The sequence below is a fragment of the Paenibacillus qinlingensis genome, from assembly GCF_013204845.1.
Lineage (GTDB): Bacteria > Bacillota > Bacilli > Paenibacillales > NBRC-103111 > Paenibacillus_E > Paenibacillus_E qinlingensis.
On record NZ_JABMKY010000001.1, the window covers coordinates 261,119 to 278,174 of the forward strand.

Consider the following 17,056-nt stretch of genomic DNA (forward strand, 5'->3'; position numbering starts at 1 on the left):
TCCCCCATGATCTTAGACATCAAGTGTTTTAAAGGCTCCTGCTTCTTTACTTGATTTGGAATTTTTGATTTTCTCTTGCAGATGCTGTTCAAAAAGGTCTTCATCGATCGGCAAATCAACCCAGTTGTCAGTGAATGTTGAGAGCATGATCGCATTCGAAATCATTAAGCCTTTAATGCCTTCTGCTCCTGGAGCAATCAATGGTGTTCCATGAAGAATCGCATCAACAAAGTTCTGCGTGATCCCCATGTGGCCTGTTTCTGTGCCTTCAACTGGGATTTCACATTTCCAACATTCCGGTTGACCAAAGCCACCTTTGTACGTTTCATTGAATTCTCTCTCGGAAACGCGCAAACGCCAGAACGTCAATTTGCCATCTTCAACGACAATTTTACCACGGTCGCCAGACAACTCGAACCGATTCGTCCCCGGTGCTTCTCCTGTTGTCGTTACGAACAATCCTGTTGCCCCATTTTCATACTCGACGAATGCAGTAACATCATCTTCAACTTCGATATTGCGGTGTTTCCCGAAGTAACAGAACGCACGAACACGTTTCGGCATCATGTCAATCGTCCACTGCCATAGGTCCAGTTGATGCGGATCTTGGTTAATAAGTACACCGCCGCCTTCTCCAGCCCAAGTTGCACGCCAGCCGCCTGAATCGTAATAGCTTTGAGATCTATACCAATTGGTAATAATCCAGTTCGTTCTGCGAATCTCACCTAGTTCACCAGAAGAAACCAGATCCTTCAATTTTTTATAAAGAGGATTTGTACGTTGATTGTACATCATGCTGAATACTTTACCTGAAGCTTCTGCTGCTTCATTCATTTGACGCACTTGTTTGGTATACACGCCAGCCGGCTTTTCGCAAATAACATGCAGGCCAGCTTGGAAAGCGCGTACAGCTGTTTCAGGGTGATCATAGTGAGGCGTTGCGATCAAAACCCCATCAATCAAGCCAGAAGCCAGAAAATCATCAAGATTGTCAAATAACGTGACACCTTCACCAAGATTTTCCTTCGCCCACTCTAAACGATCTGCTCGCGGTTCACAAATAGCGGTAAGAACGCCGCCTTTGACTTCATTTTTCACTAAATATTTGGCATGTCCAGTTCCCATGTTACCTAGACCAACGATACCAATCCTTACTTTCTCCACTGTACGTCACCTTTTTCTTGTCAGATTCACAATTATTGAGCACGTTTTCACTTTAGCATATTTAAGGGAGAGCATCTTGTCGCAGATTGACTACCTTATTGCGAACTTTGACAGTTACACACGATTGCGACCTTGTTTACTGTCCAGATGCAGGCAATTGAATGTTAACCGTTGTTCCAATGCCAAGCTTGCTTTGATATCGGATCACACCATGGTGTTCCTCAATGATTGTAAAACTCACCATCATACCAAGCCCTGTCCCTTTTTCCTTTGTTGTATAAAATGGTTCACCTATTCGCGGCAGTCTTTCCTCTGAAATACCTTGGCCTTGATCCACAAACTGCAGTTGGACGCCATTAGCATGATTGTTTGCTGTAATGGTCAGTATACCGCCAGTTGGCATCGCTTCAATTGCATTTTTGATCACGTTGACAAAAACTTGCTTGATTTGATTACGCTCACAATTGACCGACGGAAGAATCGTATTGACAATGAGTATGATTTCAACATTATTCATGATTGCTTCCGTATTCAACAATTGAATCACTTCATCAAGTATCGTTACGGGATCATGAGGCATGTAGGCAATGGCTTGCGGCTTCGCGAGAATCAGAAGCTCGCCTAGAATCAGCTCAATCCGATTAAACTCTTCTTGCATAATGTGATAGTATCGCAGCTTACTCTCTTCGTTCGCGTGGCACATTAGCTTCACAAAGCCCTTCAGCGCTGTCAACGGATTGCGAATCTCATGTGCGATACCAGCCGCCAATTGGCCAGCAACATGTAGTTTCTCCGTTTTACGAAGCAGCTCCTCCGTCTGTTTCTGAACCGTAATGTCCTGAACGGTTCCGAATAAACACAGTGCTCGTCCCCACTCGTCATACGTCGTTCTTGCTAGGGTATGCAAGATTCGTATTTCCTCTCTTATCACAACTCGATAAACGAGATCCAGTGATCCTTCTTGAAGAGCATTTTTGATAGCCGCTTTCGATTTAATCACATCATCGGGATGAATACTTTCAAGAAGGCCCTCCATAGGCATCTGTTTCACAGCATTTTTACAACCGAATAATGCAGCCAACTCGTCGGATACGTACACAACATTATTAAGTACATCCCACTCATAATGACCCAAACCTGCTATTTCTTGCGCAATTTCCAATTTAGCTTTACTTTGGATCAACTCATGCTCAATTCGCTTGTGAATGGTAATATCATGAACCAATCCACGCACGGCCATTCGTCCCCCGTCTAGAACCACTCGCTCAATTTGAGAACGCAAATGGCGAATATCGCCATCCTGTCGTGTAATTTTGTATTCTATATCTGACATCCCAACCAGTATTGCTTGCTTAATCGCGAGTGCTACTTTCTCACGGTCATCTACGATAATGGGCTCAATCGCTTTACATAAATCAATTCTTAAAGCAGGTTCCAGCCCATGTATTCGGAACATTTCGGCCGACCATGCCACGGAATCTTCATCCAAATCTCGTTCAAAGCTGCCGAATTGACCTAAACGTTGTGCCTGTACGAACCGATCTTCAACAATCTTACGTTCTGATATATCACGCCAAATCCCTAAATTCTGAGTGCGTTCACCTCGTTCGTCCGATAGCCACTTGAAATTGTTTTCTAACCATACATACCAACCCTTTTTATGAAGGAAACGACAGCTTACTCTTCCTTTTCCTTGTTCACTGGCAGCAGACTCTTTTTCGTTGATAAAAATGTTCCTCAGCCCATCAATATCTTCCGGGTGACAGAAAGCCAATACACTTGTACCGTACATATCCTCTAGTTCATATCCTAGAAGGTTTTTTATTGAGGGAGAAACATAAAGTAGAATGCTCTCCTCTGATGTTAAGGTAATGAGATCTTGAAAATCGTTTGTATACTTTTGATAGAGATCGTTTTCCATGGCAAAATGATTGTCAAGCAACTCTGTTTTACGAAGAATAATATGTAAGTTCTCACCAACTGGGTAGGCATTAACGTAAATCCATTGATTGGATGGCTTTACATACTCTTTGAATGAAGTTTCTTTACCACTCTTCCGAGCTTGATGAAAATTACTGTAGGAAGCGTGCCGAATAGCAGAGGGAAATTCCGCCCACGCCATTTTACCAATAAGTTCTTCAGGTGCTCGCTTTAAAATACTTGCGCCATAGACGTTTACGTATATAAAATGCCAGTTTGAATCTAGAATGATAAATCCCACGGAAGCGTTTTCTTCAAACGTGTTCATCTTTTCTATACGGACCCCCTTCATTAATTTCGTTATTATTATCGCTCACTAGGGAGCACCTCGTAAAGAGAAAGACATAAAAAAAGCAACCTTCCCTCAAAATCAGGAAAAGCTGCTTTTCAATTTGAACGAACTTATTTAATGACTACCAACAAGCGTTTGTTCTTTAGAAATTTGACTTAAGGCTTCTCCAGCCTCATCTTCATAATTCCCTCGAATAGCCAAATCGCCAATGGCTACAATACCGACAAGTTTCCCATTATCAATGACGGGTAACCGCCTAATTTGGTGCTGCGCCATAATCTTTGCGGCTTCATCAACAGTCGTATTAGGAGCCACGGTGATCATTCCCTTCGTCATGACGGTTTCTACAGCCGTTGATCCTGAATGTTTTTCCGCATAACCACGAATAACAAGATCTCGATCCGTAACGCCGCCTATGAAGGTATCCCCATCGAGAACCCCAACAAATCCAATGTCGTGCTGTTTCATTTTCAACGCAATCTCGAACACATTATCCAATAAAGTAACCGTCACACAGTCTTTACTCATGATGTCCTTCACTAATTTATCTGACAATCTCATCATCCTCCTTGGTGTCATGTTAGGCAACAAATAATTGCTACATTAGCATTCACCAAAGTACGGAGGGCATTCATGCCATATAATCCAAGGCCATAGACAGGAGTAAATTCGCTGCGTTCAGCATAGATCTTTCATCTATATCGAACTTGGGGTGATGATGAGGATATACGATACCCGCATCCACATTACCAGCACCTACGAACATAAAACAGCCTGGTTTCTCTTGCAAATAATAGGAAAAGTCTTCTCCGGCCATAATAAGAGGGGATTCATGTACAGCTTCCTCACCAAACAAAGCCGCGCCTACTTGAAAGAAACGAGCAGCTTCGTTAGCATCATTGATAACGGTCGGATAGCCTAGCTTATATTCCAAATCGTAGGTTGCTTGCGACATGTCACAAGTAGCTTGTACAATCCTCTCCATGCGCGTTCTCACTTCTTGTCTTAGTTCTGGGTTGAAGGTACGTACAGTTCCGTTAAGTACACTCGTTTCAGCAATGACATTGAAGCTAGTCCCGCCGTGGAACGAGCCTACGCTGACCACACAAGGCTCAACAGGGTCAACTTGACGGCTCACAATCGATTGTAAATTAACGACTAATTGTGAGGCGACGTACACGCTGTCAATCGTTTGATGAGGCAATCCGCCATGTCCGCCTTTCCCTTGGATGCGAATGGTGAATTCATCTGGCGCGGCCATAAAAGCCCCTGATCGCGTGTAAACATGACCAACAGGGAACGGTGTCCATAAATGAACGCCGAATACAGCATCTACACCATCAAGGGCGCCGTCTTTGATCATCGAGTCAGCTCCACCTGGTGAAATTTCTTCAGCATGCTGGAATAGAAAAACCAGATTCCCTTTGATCTCCGTGCGATGCATGCTTGCAACCTTGGCAATCCCAAGCAAAGTCGATGTGTGTGCATCATGGCCGCAGGCATGCATAATCCCGCTCTTAGTTGATGTATAGTCACATTTCTTCTCATCCTGAATGGGTAGAGCATCCATGTCTGCACGCAGAGCAACCGTCGGTCCCTCGCCGCCTCCGCGAAGCAAACCAACAACACCATTCCCCCCTACGCCAGTACGCACTTCAATATCCCAGCTTTGCAGATGCTTCGCTACAAATTCTGCTGTCTGGTATTCATGGTAGGAAAGCTCAGGATGCTGATGCAAATAACGTCTCCAACCCACCATTTCTTCGTAAATGGCTTGGAGACTTTCATGAAAATGATTCATAAGTTCATCCACCTCCTAAGGCGTGATCACCTAACTATATATCTAAAATGATCTCTTGAAACCTATTCTATCAAATATCAATCACGGTTTCATCTCTAAAGTGCCATCAAATATTAGAATTTACAGATGGCAATCGACTTGCAGAACCTTTAGAAACATACTATCATGAGAAAAGAATGCATACGTACAATATGGAGGCGTTAAAATTGATTATTGAAGCAACTGGCTTAAAAGGCCTGAAAAGCGATTTGGCTCACTTGGACGAAGTAACAACTAAACTTGGTTTCGTGCGCTGGCAATGGGAATATACCCGAGCTACTTATGATTTTAAAATGGAAGATAAAGCAAGCAAAGCTGTTTACTTCTTACGTGTAAATGTACGAGTAGAAACAGGTAAGCTAGAATCCCCTTATGCGGTATTATTTCTAGAGGAAGCTTACATAGGCAAAGAAACGTTCCCACATGGCTTGGACTACAATTCTCCAATCCCAGAGAACGTACTTAAGATCTCCAAACAAAAATTAGACCAACTGCAACAATTATTAGCAGACTAGGCGAGGAATCAGCATGAATCCCCCTCGAAGAGGAACGCCGGATTTTCTGCTGCTTTTATTAACCTTTGTGTTAGTCTGTTTCGGTTTAGTTATGGTGTTCAGCGCAAGCTCAATGACAAGTGCGTATCGTTGGGACGATCCATGGTTCTTTACGAGAAAGCAAATAGTTGCTGTCGGGATCGGCACGATAGGCATGTTATTTTGCATGAATATCCATTACACGAAGTTAAAAAAGCTCGTTATCCCCGCTTTCTTCTTCGTTGTACTCGGCTTAATCTTCGTTGTATTTACGAGTAAAGCGAATGGGGCGAGCAGCTGGTACTCACTTGGCAGATACGGGATACAACCGACGGAATTTGCCAAATTAATTGTCGTTCTGTACTTAGCTTCGCTGATTAGTAATAAAGAAGAGAAATTCAGAAGTTTTCGTAAGGGATTACTCCCTGCCATCTTGATCGTAGGTTTCGTATGTAGCTTGATCCTCTTACAGCCCGATTTCGGTTCCTGTATGATTCTCTTAGCATGCTCAGCTATTGTCATCATGGTCGGCGGGTCTAACCTCAAGCATATTTTTTATCTTGGAACTATACTTACGATTATTCTTGGTATTGCAATTCTCTTATACTTGTTGTTAGGCAATACTGACTCTAACTTTAGGCTCAATCGGATAACTTCCTTTATGGATCCATTCGCTGATCCGCAAGGCTCAGGCTTACAAGTTGTGCAATCCTTGTACGCATTCGGGCATGGCGGACTAACTGGGGCCGGATTCGGACAAGGTATACAGAAGCTTCATTATTTACCAGAAGCACATAACGATTTCATCTTTGCTATTATAGGCGAGGAGCTCGGATTTATTGGCAGCTCACTCTTCCTGCTCATCTACTTAATCTTCATTTGGCGAGGAATTCTCATTGCGGTACGTTGTCCAGACATGTTCGGCATGTTATCCGGTGTAGGAATCATGGTCATGTTCGCTATACAAGCCTTTATTAATATCGGCGGCGTCACCAATACCATTCCACTTACTGGTGTAACACTTCCCTTCATCTCAGCAGGCGGTTCCTCCATGATGGTCTCTCTTATCTCTATGGGGGTTATTCTCGGAATTTCTCGTGAACAATCTTACAAAGAATTACCAGCTTCACAAAAAACGCAAAAAACCCATAAAAAAAGACCCTTATCGACATAATATAACGTCGATAGGGTCTTTTTTTATGGGGCTTATTTTACTCGAAGTTGATCCTCTATTTCTTCTTCGGTAAATGCGACACCTTCTACCTTCACATTAACTTCTACCACATTTAACCCAGTCATATTTTCAACGGCTTCCCGAACGTTCTCTTGGAGATCTCTACAAACATCCTGAATTCGGGAGCCATATTTAACGATCACTCGTAAATCAATCGCTGCTTCAACTTGTCCTACCTCTACAGAAACGCCACGCTGCACATTTTTACCACTTAAACGCTTAGCTAAGCCTTCTGAGATACCACCTGACATGCCCGCGATGCCTGCTGTTTCCAAGGCGGCAAGCCCTGCAATTGTCGATACTACGTCATCAGAAATTCGAATTAAGCCGGTTTGATTGTCTTCGGACATACGGATCACTCCCTAAACTTGGTATAAATCTATTGTAATAAGAACAAAAGCGTAAAGCAAGAACTGCCTGCATGTATCCATTTTAATTTACAATGCAACACAAAGTAGGTATATTAAGAGAAGTGAAAAATTTCCAATACATTAGAGTCGGAGGGTTCCCATTGAAAGGAAAAATGTTCTACATAGGCTTGTTAGTCTCGTTCATAGCAGCCGGCATCGCGCATTATACGCACATGAATACAACACTGCAATTTGTAATCGCATGTATCGCCATCGTTTTTGTGGCTGGATTCTTAGGAAAAGCAACAGAAAGCGTGGCACATTATGCGGGAGACCGCATGGGAGGGTTCCTCAATGCAACCTTCGGAAATGCGGCTGAGCTCATTATAGCTTTCTTCTTAGTCAAAGATGGGTTATTCGAAGTCGTCAAAGCCAGTTTAACTGGTGCCATCATCGGGAACTTGTTGCTTGTTCTAGGGCTCAGCATATTCGCAGGCGGTTTAAAGTTCAAAGAACAAACCTTTAACGTTAAATTGGCTTCACATAACTCTTCACTAATGATACTGGGTGTTGTCGCGCTCTTCATCCCTGCATTATTTTCCCGCGGTTTGACCACTGACGAAACAACCTCCATGAGTATGATTGTAGCTATTATCCTAATCATAGCTTATCTGCTCTGGCTGTTCTTCTCCATGGTAACTCACAAAAGTGTGCTGTCAGATGAAGCCATTGAACACGGTGAGGCTGCATGGTCCAAAGGAACCTCGATCATATTCCTTATCGTTGCGACGGCAATGGTTGCCTTTACGAGTGAATGGTTAGTAGGAACCATTGAGGAAGTTAAAGATAAATTCGGTCTGTCCGACCTATTTGTCGGCGCATTCCTCATTGCTATTATCGGAAATGCAGCTGAACATAGTGCCGCGGTCATGATGGCCATGAAAAATAAAATGGGAGCAGCCGTGGAAATTGCGGTCGGAAGCTCCTTGCAAATCGCCCTATTCGTCGCGCCAGTCCTAATCCTGCTTAGCTTCTTCTTCAGTGGTACACCAATGAACATTGTCTTTACCACCTATGAGATTGCAGCCATCGGCGTCGCCGTATTCATTACCAAATCCATCACACAGGATGGATCTACGAACTGGTATGAAGGACTTCTTCTCCTGTTCGTCTATATCATTCTTGGTGTCGTATTCTTCTTAGTCTAAATGCCTATATGCAAACAAAAAAAGTAACCCCTCGGGGTTACTTTTTATTGTTCAACGCTTCATACAGCTGCGCAAGATTACGTTCAAGCTTATTGAGAATTTGTTTGCCAGGTAATTCGGAGATCAGCCCCGCTCGAATGGCAAAATCAATTTCTCTCGATAGTCCGTACATTTGCGTATCTAATACCTCTTCGTAAAGTGGACATTGACGTGTCGTCAAGTTTTCCATCTGAACTTCGATCAGCTTTTCGATTTTATCTGCATCTTCTTGAAGAAGATTAAGCGCCTTTTGATTCATATCCAGCAATAAATCAGATGAAGACATTCCCAACTTCCCCCTATACGCAAAGTCATCCGTCCTTATATGATCTATATTAAGCGAAATTGCCGTAATATACAAGAGAAGGTACCCTCAGAGATTCTGAGAATACCTTCTCTTTTTTCAAAACTAATCTTGAACGACGTTTACGCCTAGATTATGCTTCGCAAATACTTCAGCCATAGCTGTTTTCGCTTCATCAGCATCCGGCCCATGAACGTGTAAATCATAGTTGCTGGAGCTAAGTAAAGTCGTAAACAAGCCAAGGATACTTTTTACATCGATATACTTATTGTCGTATTGAAGAACGATAGATGATCTGAATTTATTAGCTGTTTGGGAAATCTCAACAATTGCTGCATTATTAGCACTTGGCATATTTCATTCCTCCATTATAGTCGCGTAATGAGTTGGTCGTCTTGCTTCCTCTATGATAACTTGGAATAGGAAGGGAAAGCAACTACAAAATTTCCTGCATTCTCCATGTAAGCCCTTTATTTCGTCTTAGGAGCTAGAGCCTTCTTCACACTATTTCCTAGGAAGACTAACAAGACCAGTATCCCAAGCAATAAGAGTAATCTCCCTTTATACCTCTGAAAATGAAATAGATCATGCGCAATCATCGACTCTAGGAACACAATAGGAAGCTTACCAAGTAATGTACCCCACAAGAAATGCCGAAATCTCATTCGAGTAAGACCTGCGGAGAAGTTAATGGCAGATGATGGCAATATGGGAATCAAGCGTCCGATTAATACATAGAAAAATCCGTGTCTTTCCATTCGCTTGCTAAATTGCGTAACGATCGGAAAGCGCTCCAATTTCTTTTCTACCCAAGCATGTCCATAATATCGCGCAAAATAAAAGGAAGCAACTGCCCCTAAGCACGACATTACATAGTTCACTAGAAATCCCATTTTTATTCCAAATATCGCAACATTAGTACCCGCTACGAGAACAAACGGAATGAACGGAAAGAAGGTTTGGAAGAAAATCAAACTCATTCCAATTATTTTACCAGGCCAGCCGATGTCCCTTAAATGTCCGGACAATTGACGCAGATTACTATGTGCAAGTTTAATGCCTACAGGATTAAAGAAGAAGAAATATAGCAAGCCAACGAGCACAATACAAATACAAATAAGCAGTCCTGTACGTTTACTTTTAAATGCCGACAAAATTCGACCATCCTCCCTTAGACCAAAATCATTGTAACATGTTACAACAGGTTCAGGAAGAGCAAACAAGTGATCGTCATCCTCTCTTCATGCACTGAATCGAGAAATACGTTCATTCTGGATACATACACATGTATTCGCCACTTCACCTACCTGATGTAAAAAGAAAAAAGTGCCTGTCCGAAGACAAGCACCAATTTGCGTCAACCGATCTGAATTTGATTACGGCCATTATGTTTGGCCTGATAAAGAGCCATATCTGCTCGGTAAAAGAGTGATTCCACACTTATCTTATCCTCTTCCCAATTCCAGTCCGATACGCCGCAGGACACCGTAACTTGAGGCTGCGTCTCTTCCATTACACGCCTCCGAATGCGCTCTGCAATACGAATGGCCTGATCCTTAGACACTTGAGGCAAATAGACAGCAAGCTCTTCTCCGCCCCATCTAGCCGCGATATCCATCTCTCTAATACTAGACTTGATGATTTGGCTGACATGAATAAGAATCTTATCACCAATTTGGTGGCCGTAAGTGTCATTCACTTTCTTGAAATTATCAATATCAACGACAATAAGAGACCCGCAGAAGTCTTTCTTCTGCATCAAATTCGCTTGTTCATCCATGTAATGCCGAGCATAGAGGCCAGTTAAATTATCCGTAATCACCATGCGCTTCACTTCAGCATGCAAGGAGGCGTTCGTCATCGCTAATCCTATATGGCTCGAGAGCACTTGCAAAAGTTTATAGTTGTCATAAGAGAAAAAGTTGGGCAAACGATGCACGATGAGGATGACACCCTCTACATTACCGTTTACAAGGATGGGTGAACCAATGAGTGAACGAGAATTCGTTCGCTGCATCAAACTAGAATTCACTTTATCATTACTCCAATAATCGGAAATAATGATGGGTTCCTTAGACGAGTAAATCAGACCTGAGAAACCTTGGTCAAGCGTAAATGTCTCATGAAACATGGCAGGTAAGTTCGTAGCTTGAACAATTAATTGATCATTATCTTTGGAGTTTTGAAGGATACAACTATAATCAGCACCAAAAATACTTAAAATTTCACTAGATGCTGAATTGAAAATTTCATTTAGACGTAAACTTTGATTAAGCTGTTTGGTAATTTCATTAATGAGTCGCAATTCGTTAATCATCAGATTCGATTGCTCATACAGCTTCGCATTTTCAAAAGCTGTACCCGCAGAATCTGCCAACAGCGAAATGAATTGCAAATCGGACGCATCAATTTGTTCATCCGTAAACTCCATGTACATGACACCATACACGCCTTGTTTTCCTGATAATGGTGCCGCGATGTTGCCTGAGCTTGAAGCGCTCCCTCTGATGGTTGGCTCAAAGATGACTTGACCTTCCATAAAAGCTCGCGTTCGAATATCGGACTCTGTCCGTTGGAAGTTCAACGGCTTAACGGACAAATTCGTTGAGTCATTATCTTGTGAAAGAAGTAAATCTACACGCGTGTTAGGGTATACACGGCCCATACAATCAATAACTTCTGTCAAAACAGAATGTACATCAATCTTCGCAAGCAGTTTCTTGGATGCTTCGAAAAGAATTACGTGCTTCTTGGATTCCATTTCCTTCAAATGATGAAGGTTATTCAAACGTTCGTACTTTCTACGTTCCTCCACATTTTGGATAGAACTTTGAAAGGAAAGTGCAAGACTATATAGCAACTGTGCTAGATTTTCCATATTTATACGCGATTGGGTAAAAAGGCCTAAATAAAATTGAACTTTACCATGATTATCCAAAACTGGCGTAACAGCAATCAAATGCGATTTCAGTTCTCGTACGTGCAAGTCATCGCCATTCATCAATTGCAACAGACCCGCACTTTCACAGCGAGCAAGCGGATTATCCCCTTGATCTGCAACTTTCCAAGAGATACCTGGTTGCAGGTAATTGCCTATCGAAGGCGTGTCGTTCGAACAAGAGTCGATCACACACAGATGCTCGTTTGCGCACAACAGCGCAGTTTGCGAAGGCAGCATGTTCGGACCGAATTGCTGATTCCAGTTTTCAAAAACCTGGTGTAAGTTTGGGTTTGCCTGCAAACCCTCGTAAGAAAAGTTGCCAGAAAGTATAAAGCCTTGCCGAAGAAACACATCAAAGTGTTCTGCGCGACTATGCTTTTGTATACTGCGAAGTTCACTCATAGGCTCTCCTTCACTCTCTAACAATAGTCCTGAAGTACCAATTTAAAAAGTACTTTCTCCTATCATACTATTTTTTCACATCTATTGCACGATATTTTCCTCTCATTCTGGTGATGAGAGACTTGACACTTGCTCCTGTTTTTAATAAAATTAGAAGTCGAGTAACACCATGATTTCGGTGAATGCCATTTGTGATCACCCTCACTGCTTTTGCTCCTGACAAGACAGCGGCTGAACTACTCTTGACAGGGAATCACATTATGATTCGTTAGCAAAATCGGGCACTTGTCTTCACCCTGACATCTAGATGCTATTTACAAACTAATTGTCATGAGAAGGAGTTTTCCCTATATGTCACGTTATACAGGACCTAAATTTAAATTAAGCCGTCGTGTTGGTATTTCCTTGAGCGGTAATGGTAAAGACTTGAAACGCCCATTCCCTCCAGGTCAACATGGCCCAGGACAACGCAAAAAAATGAGCGGTTATGGTGTACAATTGAACGAGAAGCAAAAACTTCGTCACATGTACGGTTTGAACGAAAAACAATTCCGCAACTTGTTCGACAAAGCTTCCAAGCTTAAAGGTATTGCCGGTGAAAACTTCATGGTATTGCTTGAAAGCCGCCTAGACAACTTGGTTTACCGTCTTGGTCTTTCCAACTCCCGTGCAGGTGCTCGTCAACTCGTTGCTCATGGTCACGTAACTGTGAACGGCAAAAAAGTTGACATCGCTTCTTACATCGTTTCCACTGGTGATGTGATTTCACTTCGTGAAAGAAGCAAAGGCCTTTCCACTGTGAAAGAAGCTCTTGCTAACCGTAACTACCTTCCAACTTACCTTGAGTTTAACGACGCAAGCGTAGAAGGTAAATACATCCGTTTACCAGAACGATCCGAACTTCCACAAGAAATTGACGAAAAACAAATCGTCGAGTTCTACAGCCGTTAAGAGAGCTGAGACGCAAGTCTCTACGACAAAAAGCCCAAAACCCCTTATGCATAGGCGGTTTCGGGCTTTTTCTTATTAAATCATCAATGCAAGATAATGCATATTTATGCGCCTATTTGGGGCTAATTGGGGCTTGGTTTGGGGCTAAAAATAATGCGGGTAGACGCTCTTATATTTCCAAACTCTTGTTAAAATGAAGCTGCCTGACGAGTCCACCACGGAAGTGGACGAAACACTCCTACGGGAGTGTCGCGGATCTCCGCTACGAGTTAGCCGTGTAAGGCTGACCTTTATATAGATGCTCTTTGAGAATCATATAAGGCCCTAACGGGATTCCAATATAGGAGGCATATCGTATGAAGTATGTAACGAGGATTGCTGACATGATCAAAGTGTTGTTCGATAAAAGCGGGAAAGCACAACCGACTTAGATGGTAATTACTGAGGACCCGAGGTTAACCGCTAGCGTTCGGCGTAATGCTGAGGTATTAGCGGAGCTCTTGCGTGAAAAGGCGCAACGTGAATCCGCGTACAAAGTTTGGCGTGAAAAAGTGCACCAGTTGATCAATTATTAAAACGGCAGATTGCTTAAACTTCAAGAAAAAGCCCTCGATCCCATTTGGGAAGAGGGCTGATATCTTACTCTAAAGCTTGAATTGCATTGAAACGTCTGAGTTCTTGTCTTCGATTATGAACCTCAGTTCCAATCACATCAATAGCCGTAATTGGTTATGAGTGTCTGTTACTTCCCCGGTCCCCACGGACAAGCTCTAACTGTCAAACAACTTTTTCATATGACTTTTTTTTTTGCAGCAATTATGGTAGACTATAAGTATCATTTGTGTGAGTATTCGACATTATTACAAGAATGATATTTTCAAATTATTTATCAAAAAAAGATTGAAGATGAAACCACAAAGCATCTGTAGTCATATAAGGTTCTCCTGCATTAATTCTCTTAACGATACGATTGCCTTTAACATTCATTCCTTCTTCTATTGAAAAAAATAATTCAATCCCAGCTCTATGAGCTTCTTGTAAAACTGTATCATCATAAGCTCCATATGGAAACGCTAGTAATGAGGGCCGAACACCAAGTTCTTGCTGCAATCGTTTCTGCATTAAGGTAATATCGCTAAAGATTCTTTTTCTATACTGAGTGTCCGTTTCAAGCACACCATTTTGTTCCATGTACTTTCGGGTCGTTAGAGCTGGTTTTAGGAAGCCGGAAGGATCAGATGGAACCGTGTGATGCAAATTGTATGTATGATTATAGAGGCCCATTCCTTTTGCTTGTAACTGGCGCATTTGATCCCAATTCATATGAGGCTTCGCTTCAGGATCGAACAAATCAGACGATATTCCCACAACAAAGTTTGAGGCTGTTACCTTAAATTCTTGTAAAATAGGCAGGACTTCCTCGTAAAAGGATTCATAGCCATCATCGAACGTCAAAACGACAGCATTAGCTGGAATTCTTTTTCCTTTAAGCATATATTGGACGAATTCTTCCATTTGAATGATATGAAAGCCTTTGTCCTTAAACATCATTAAGTGTTCTCGTAGTTGCTCGGAACTGATCGTGGTTGAAACCGAGCCGCCTGACGGAACTTGTTTACGAACATCATGGTATAAAAGCACTATGACTTTATCTTTATAATAATTTTTTTTCGGAACATCGTTTTTAGCGAAAAGGATGATTGATGCAAATAGCAATCCTAGTATAGTTATGCTTACAATTAAGTTACGAATGATTAACATGAAAATCCTCTTTTCTACATTTCTTTCGCACGCATCACGCATGCACACATCACTAACGAATAAGTATTATACATTGTTGGCACTTTTTAATCTATTTTAAAGACTTTCATACATTAGTCAATATAACTAAAGGTCGGCTTGCTCCTAAGACAGCGGAAGAAATTTTGAATAAAGAAAATAATCTACAAACCTCTTGAAGGTTTGTAGATTATTTTTTTAGCTATTCTTACTCCGATAAGTAATTTAGGATCGACCGAGCAGTACACTTCTGCGTAGAGTGTTCATAATAGTCCGGACGTTCTGAGGTAATCTCTTCGGTAAGAAGCGTCGGATGAAGGTTCACCTCCGAGTGGCATTACCTACCATTCTAAGGCCCGTTTCGCATTAAGGGAGTGTATCTCTCCTCTTTTCCGTATTCCAATTATTTATCGGTCAACGATATCGTCCGTAAGCTGGAGTCACTGGAAGTAGCAACGAGAATGCCGTCGTCGGACGTTTGCATTCGTGCGATTGGGTTCGCCACCTTCAGCAATAGGCGGCCAGAGAAGTCCAGCAGTTCCATTCCATAGGGTGCGTCGTCGCCCATTACGCAGATCAATCGGTCATTCTTCACCTGCACTGCCTTCACCGAATCATGTAGTACTATCCTGTCCTCACCGTCTGGATTCGCCTGATAGAGATGCGCTTGGACGACCTTCCCGTCAAATGAGGGCGCAGGCGAGGTATAGAACACTTTCCCGCCGGCCACACTAAACCAGTCCACTGATCGCTCGGTAAGCTTCATCTCCCCGGTTCCGTCCAGATCGGAGCGATATAGAGCGTTATCAGCATCCTTTACGTAATATAGTTTGTTGTCGAGGACACGGAACCGGCTAACAGAGGCGTTCACCAACTTGAGAGAGGCCCCGGTCTGAAGATTGATCTTGTAGATATTGTTCAAGTTACTATTATTCTTAGGGATTGCCGATCCCATAACATAGGCACTGTCCCCTACCACAGTCAAGGATCCATCATCGTCTCCGACACCGATACTGTCCGTATTCACTGTCAAATGCCTGCCGTACATAATGTCCGAACTGCCTAAGAGCTTAGCCGATGACCGATCCTTACCAGATGGCGTTAGAGACAGGTTTCCTGCGAAAGGAGGATTTCCCTCATTAACAATGATGGTGCCATACGCCGTTTCACGGAAATCCAGATAACCCTGCTGAGCCACCGTCGCCTTCCCGTCAGCTGAAATCTTGACGTAGACATCATGGCCCATCGTAACTCCGCCCATATGATAGCTCAACCAGAGGACTTCATCCCGCAACTCGAAGGAAACCCCTTTCTGCATCTCGAAGCCATTCTCTAAATTGTACTCGTATACGGTTTCCTTTTTCGTAGGGTTCTTGACCGGGGAGCGGTACACGTGATTCGTTGCACCCTGCGTCTCCACGAAATAATAATAACCCTTATACAATGCCACATTGTTCTGCGAAACGTAATCGGGGAGCCCCGTCTCAGCCAGTTGTGGATTATGTGACTGAATTGACAAACCATTCACGCTATCCCATGAGTAATCCCAGTTAAATTGGTCATGCGCGAACCTCCATGTAAGAGGGAAGTACGTCACGTCACGAAAGCTGAGTAGCGGATACTCCTCCTTAGCATTTTCGATGGTCTGACCATTCACGGTAATGGCCGATGCAGGCACCCCCGCGCGAGAGGAGACCGTATTGAGATAATCAGACTTGTAAGACACATAGGCCGAAGCCACTTGCCCTTGGGAAATCGAAAGCCCTCCCTGCTCGGACCAACTGGCTTCCAGCCCCAGTAGTCGAGCATCGTACCATGTCATAGGGAAGTACGTGATGTCCTTATATACCAACAAGGGGTACTTGCGATATGTGTTATCAACTAGGTTTCCATTAAGTTTCACCTTAAATCCTGGAATCGTCACTTTTACATCCGCCGCATCAGCGTTTGCCTCTCCAATGGGATTCAGCATTAACAGACTTAGCGATCCGAGAAGTGCAAATACAACAAATTTTTTCATCAATACTAATCCTCCTTCG

At 42.8% G+C, this 17,056-nt stretch carries 15 protein-coding genes; 4 read left to right on the forward strand and 11 right to left on the reverse strand.

Going from position 1 to position 17,056, the window contains the following annotated elements; all coding sequences use genetic code 11:
* Nucleotides 1–12: 12 nt before the first annotated feature.
* The 4 genes from HQN88_RS01325 to HQN88_RS01340 all read right to left on the reverse strand — a co-directional run bounded on the left by HQN88_RS01325 (nt 13) and on the right by HQN88_RS01340 (nt 5,237).
* Complete coding sequence (locus tag HQN88_RS01325; RefSeq protein ID WP_173108463.1) at nt 13–1,164, reverse strand: Gfo/Idh/MocA family protein; 1,152 nt, start codon at nt 1,162–1,164, stop codon at nt 13–15.
* A 136-nt stretch (nt 1,165–1,300) separates the two neighbouring features.
* The gene (locus HQN88_RS01330; RefSeq protein ID WP_173108464.1) at nt 1,301–3,412 is read right to left on the reverse strand and encodes a PAS domain-containing sensor histidine kinase; all 2,112 of its coding nucleotides are present in this window, start codon (nt 3,410–3,412) and stop codon (nt 1,301–1,303) included.
* Between the two features lie 138 nt (nt 3,413–3,550).
* On the reverse strand, nt 3,551–4,000 hold the full coding sequence (locus HQN88_RS01335) for a CBS domain-containing protein (protein ID WP_173108465.1): 450 nt from the start codon (nt 3,998–4,000) through the stop codon (nt 3,551–3,553).
* Between the two features lie 67 nt (nt 4,001–4,067).
* Nucleotides 4,068–5,237 carry an amidohydrolase gene (locus tag HQN88_RS01340; RefSeq protein ID WP_173108466.1) on the reverse strand — a complete coding sequence of 390 codons (1,170 nt, stop codon included), beginning with the start codon at nt 5,235–5,237 and terminating at the stop codon, nt 4,068–4,070.
* A gap of 206 nt (nt 5,238–5,443) precedes the next feature.
* Here HQN88_RS01340 and HQN88_RS01345 point away from each other — a divergent pair, with 206 nt between their 5' ends.
* Both HQN88_RS01345 and ftsW read left to right on the forward strand, forming a co-directional pair.
* The gene (locus HQN88_RS01345; protein WP_173108467.1) at nt 5,444–5,791 is read left to right on the forward strand and encodes a YugN family protein; all 348 of its coding nucleotides are present in this window, start codon (nt 5,444–5,446) and stop codon (nt 5,789–5,791) included.
* A 13-nt stretch (nt 5,792–5,804) separates the two neighbouring features.
* Nucleotides 5,805–6,983: a putative lipid II flippase FtsW gene (gene ftsW / locus HQN88_RS01350; protein ID WP_173108468.1), complete on the forward strand. Its 1,179-nt coding sequence runs from the start codon at nt 5,805–5,807 to the stop codon at nt 6,981–6,983.
* A gap of 32 nt (nt 6,984–7,015) precedes the next feature.
* Here the strand turns inward: ftsW and HQN88_RS01355 are convergent, their stop codons facing one another.
* The gene (locus HQN88_RS01355) at nt 7,016–7,393 is read right to left on the reverse strand and encodes an Asp23/Gls24 family envelope stress response protein (protein WP_056612440.1); all 378 of its coding nucleotides are present in this window, start codon (nt 7,391–7,393) and stop codon (nt 7,016–7,018) included.
* Nucleotides 7,394–7,554: 161 nt separating this feature from the next.
* Between HQN88_RS01355 and cax the strand changes: the two genes are divergently transcribed.
* Entirely contained in the window at nt 7,555–8,601 is a 1,047-nt protein-coding gene (gene cax, locus HQN88_RS01360; protein WP_173108469.1) for a calcium/proton exchanger, read from the forward strand.
* 37 nt (nt 8,602–8,638) lie between these two features.
* Here the strand turns inward: cax and HQN88_RS01365 are convergent, their stop codons facing one another.
* The 4 genes from HQN88_RS01365 to HQN88_RS01380 all read right to left on the reverse strand — a co-directional run bounded on the left by HQN88_RS01365 (nt 8,639) and on the right by HQN88_RS01380 (nt 12,287).
* The gene (locus HQN88_RS01365; protein ID WP_056612445.1) at nt 8,639–8,926 is read right to left on the reverse strand and encodes an Fpa/YlaN family protein; all 288 of its coding nucleotides are present in this window, start codon (nt 8,924–8,926) and stop codon (nt 8,639–8,641) included.
* Nucleotides 8,927–9,049: 123 nt separating this feature from the next.
* Complete coding sequence (locus HQN88_RS01370) at nt 9,050–9,298, reverse strand: HPr family phosphocarrier protein (RefSeq protein ID WP_068670512.1); 249 nt, start codon at nt 9,296–9,298, stop codon at nt 9,050–9,052.
* A gap of 116 nt (nt 9,299–9,414) precedes the next feature.
* Nucleotides 9,415–10,098: a TVP38/TMEM64 family protein gene (locus HQN88_RS01375; RefSeq protein WP_246319995.1), complete on the reverse strand. Its 684-nt coding sequence runs from the start codon at nt 10,096–10,098 to the stop codon at nt 9,415–9,417.
* A gap of 203 nt (nt 10,099–10,301) precedes the next feature.
* Nucleotides 10,302–12,287 carry a sensor domain-containing diguanylate cyclase gene (locus HQN88_RS01380; RefSeq protein WP_246319996.1) on the reverse strand — a complete coding sequence of 662 codons (1,986 nt, stop codon included), beginning with the start codon at nt 12,285–12,287 and terminating at the stop codon, nt 10,302–10,304.
* Nucleotides 12,288–12,638: 351 nt separating this feature from the next.
* Between HQN88_RS01380 and rpsD the strand changes: the two genes are divergently transcribed.
* Nucleotides 12,639–13,238 carry a 30S ribosomal protein S4 gene (gene rpsD / locus HQN88_RS01385; protein ID WP_056612460.1) on the forward strand — a complete coding sequence of 200 codons (600 nt, stop codon included), beginning with the start codon at nt 12,639–12,641 and terminating at the stop codon, nt 13,236–13,238.
* Between the two features lie 882 nt (nt 13,239–14,120).
* On the opposite strand, the gene HQN88_RS01390 is transcribed toward rpsD, so the two are convergent.
* Nucleotides 14,121–14,999, reverse strand: a complete 879-nt coding sequence (locus HQN88_RS01390) for a polysaccharide deacetylase family protein (RefSeq protein WP_173108470.1) — start codon at nt 14,997–14,999, stop codon at nt 14,121–14,123.
* A 421-nt stretch (nt 15,000–15,420) separates the two neighbouring features.
* Nucleotides 15,421–17,037 (reverse strand): DUF5050 domain-containing protein, encoded by a 1,617-nt coding sequence (locus HQN88_RS01395; protein ID WP_173108471.1) that lies wholly within the window; start codon nt 17,035–17,037, stop codon nt 15,421–15,423.
* Between the last annotated feature and the right edge of the window lie 19 nt (nt 17,038–17,056).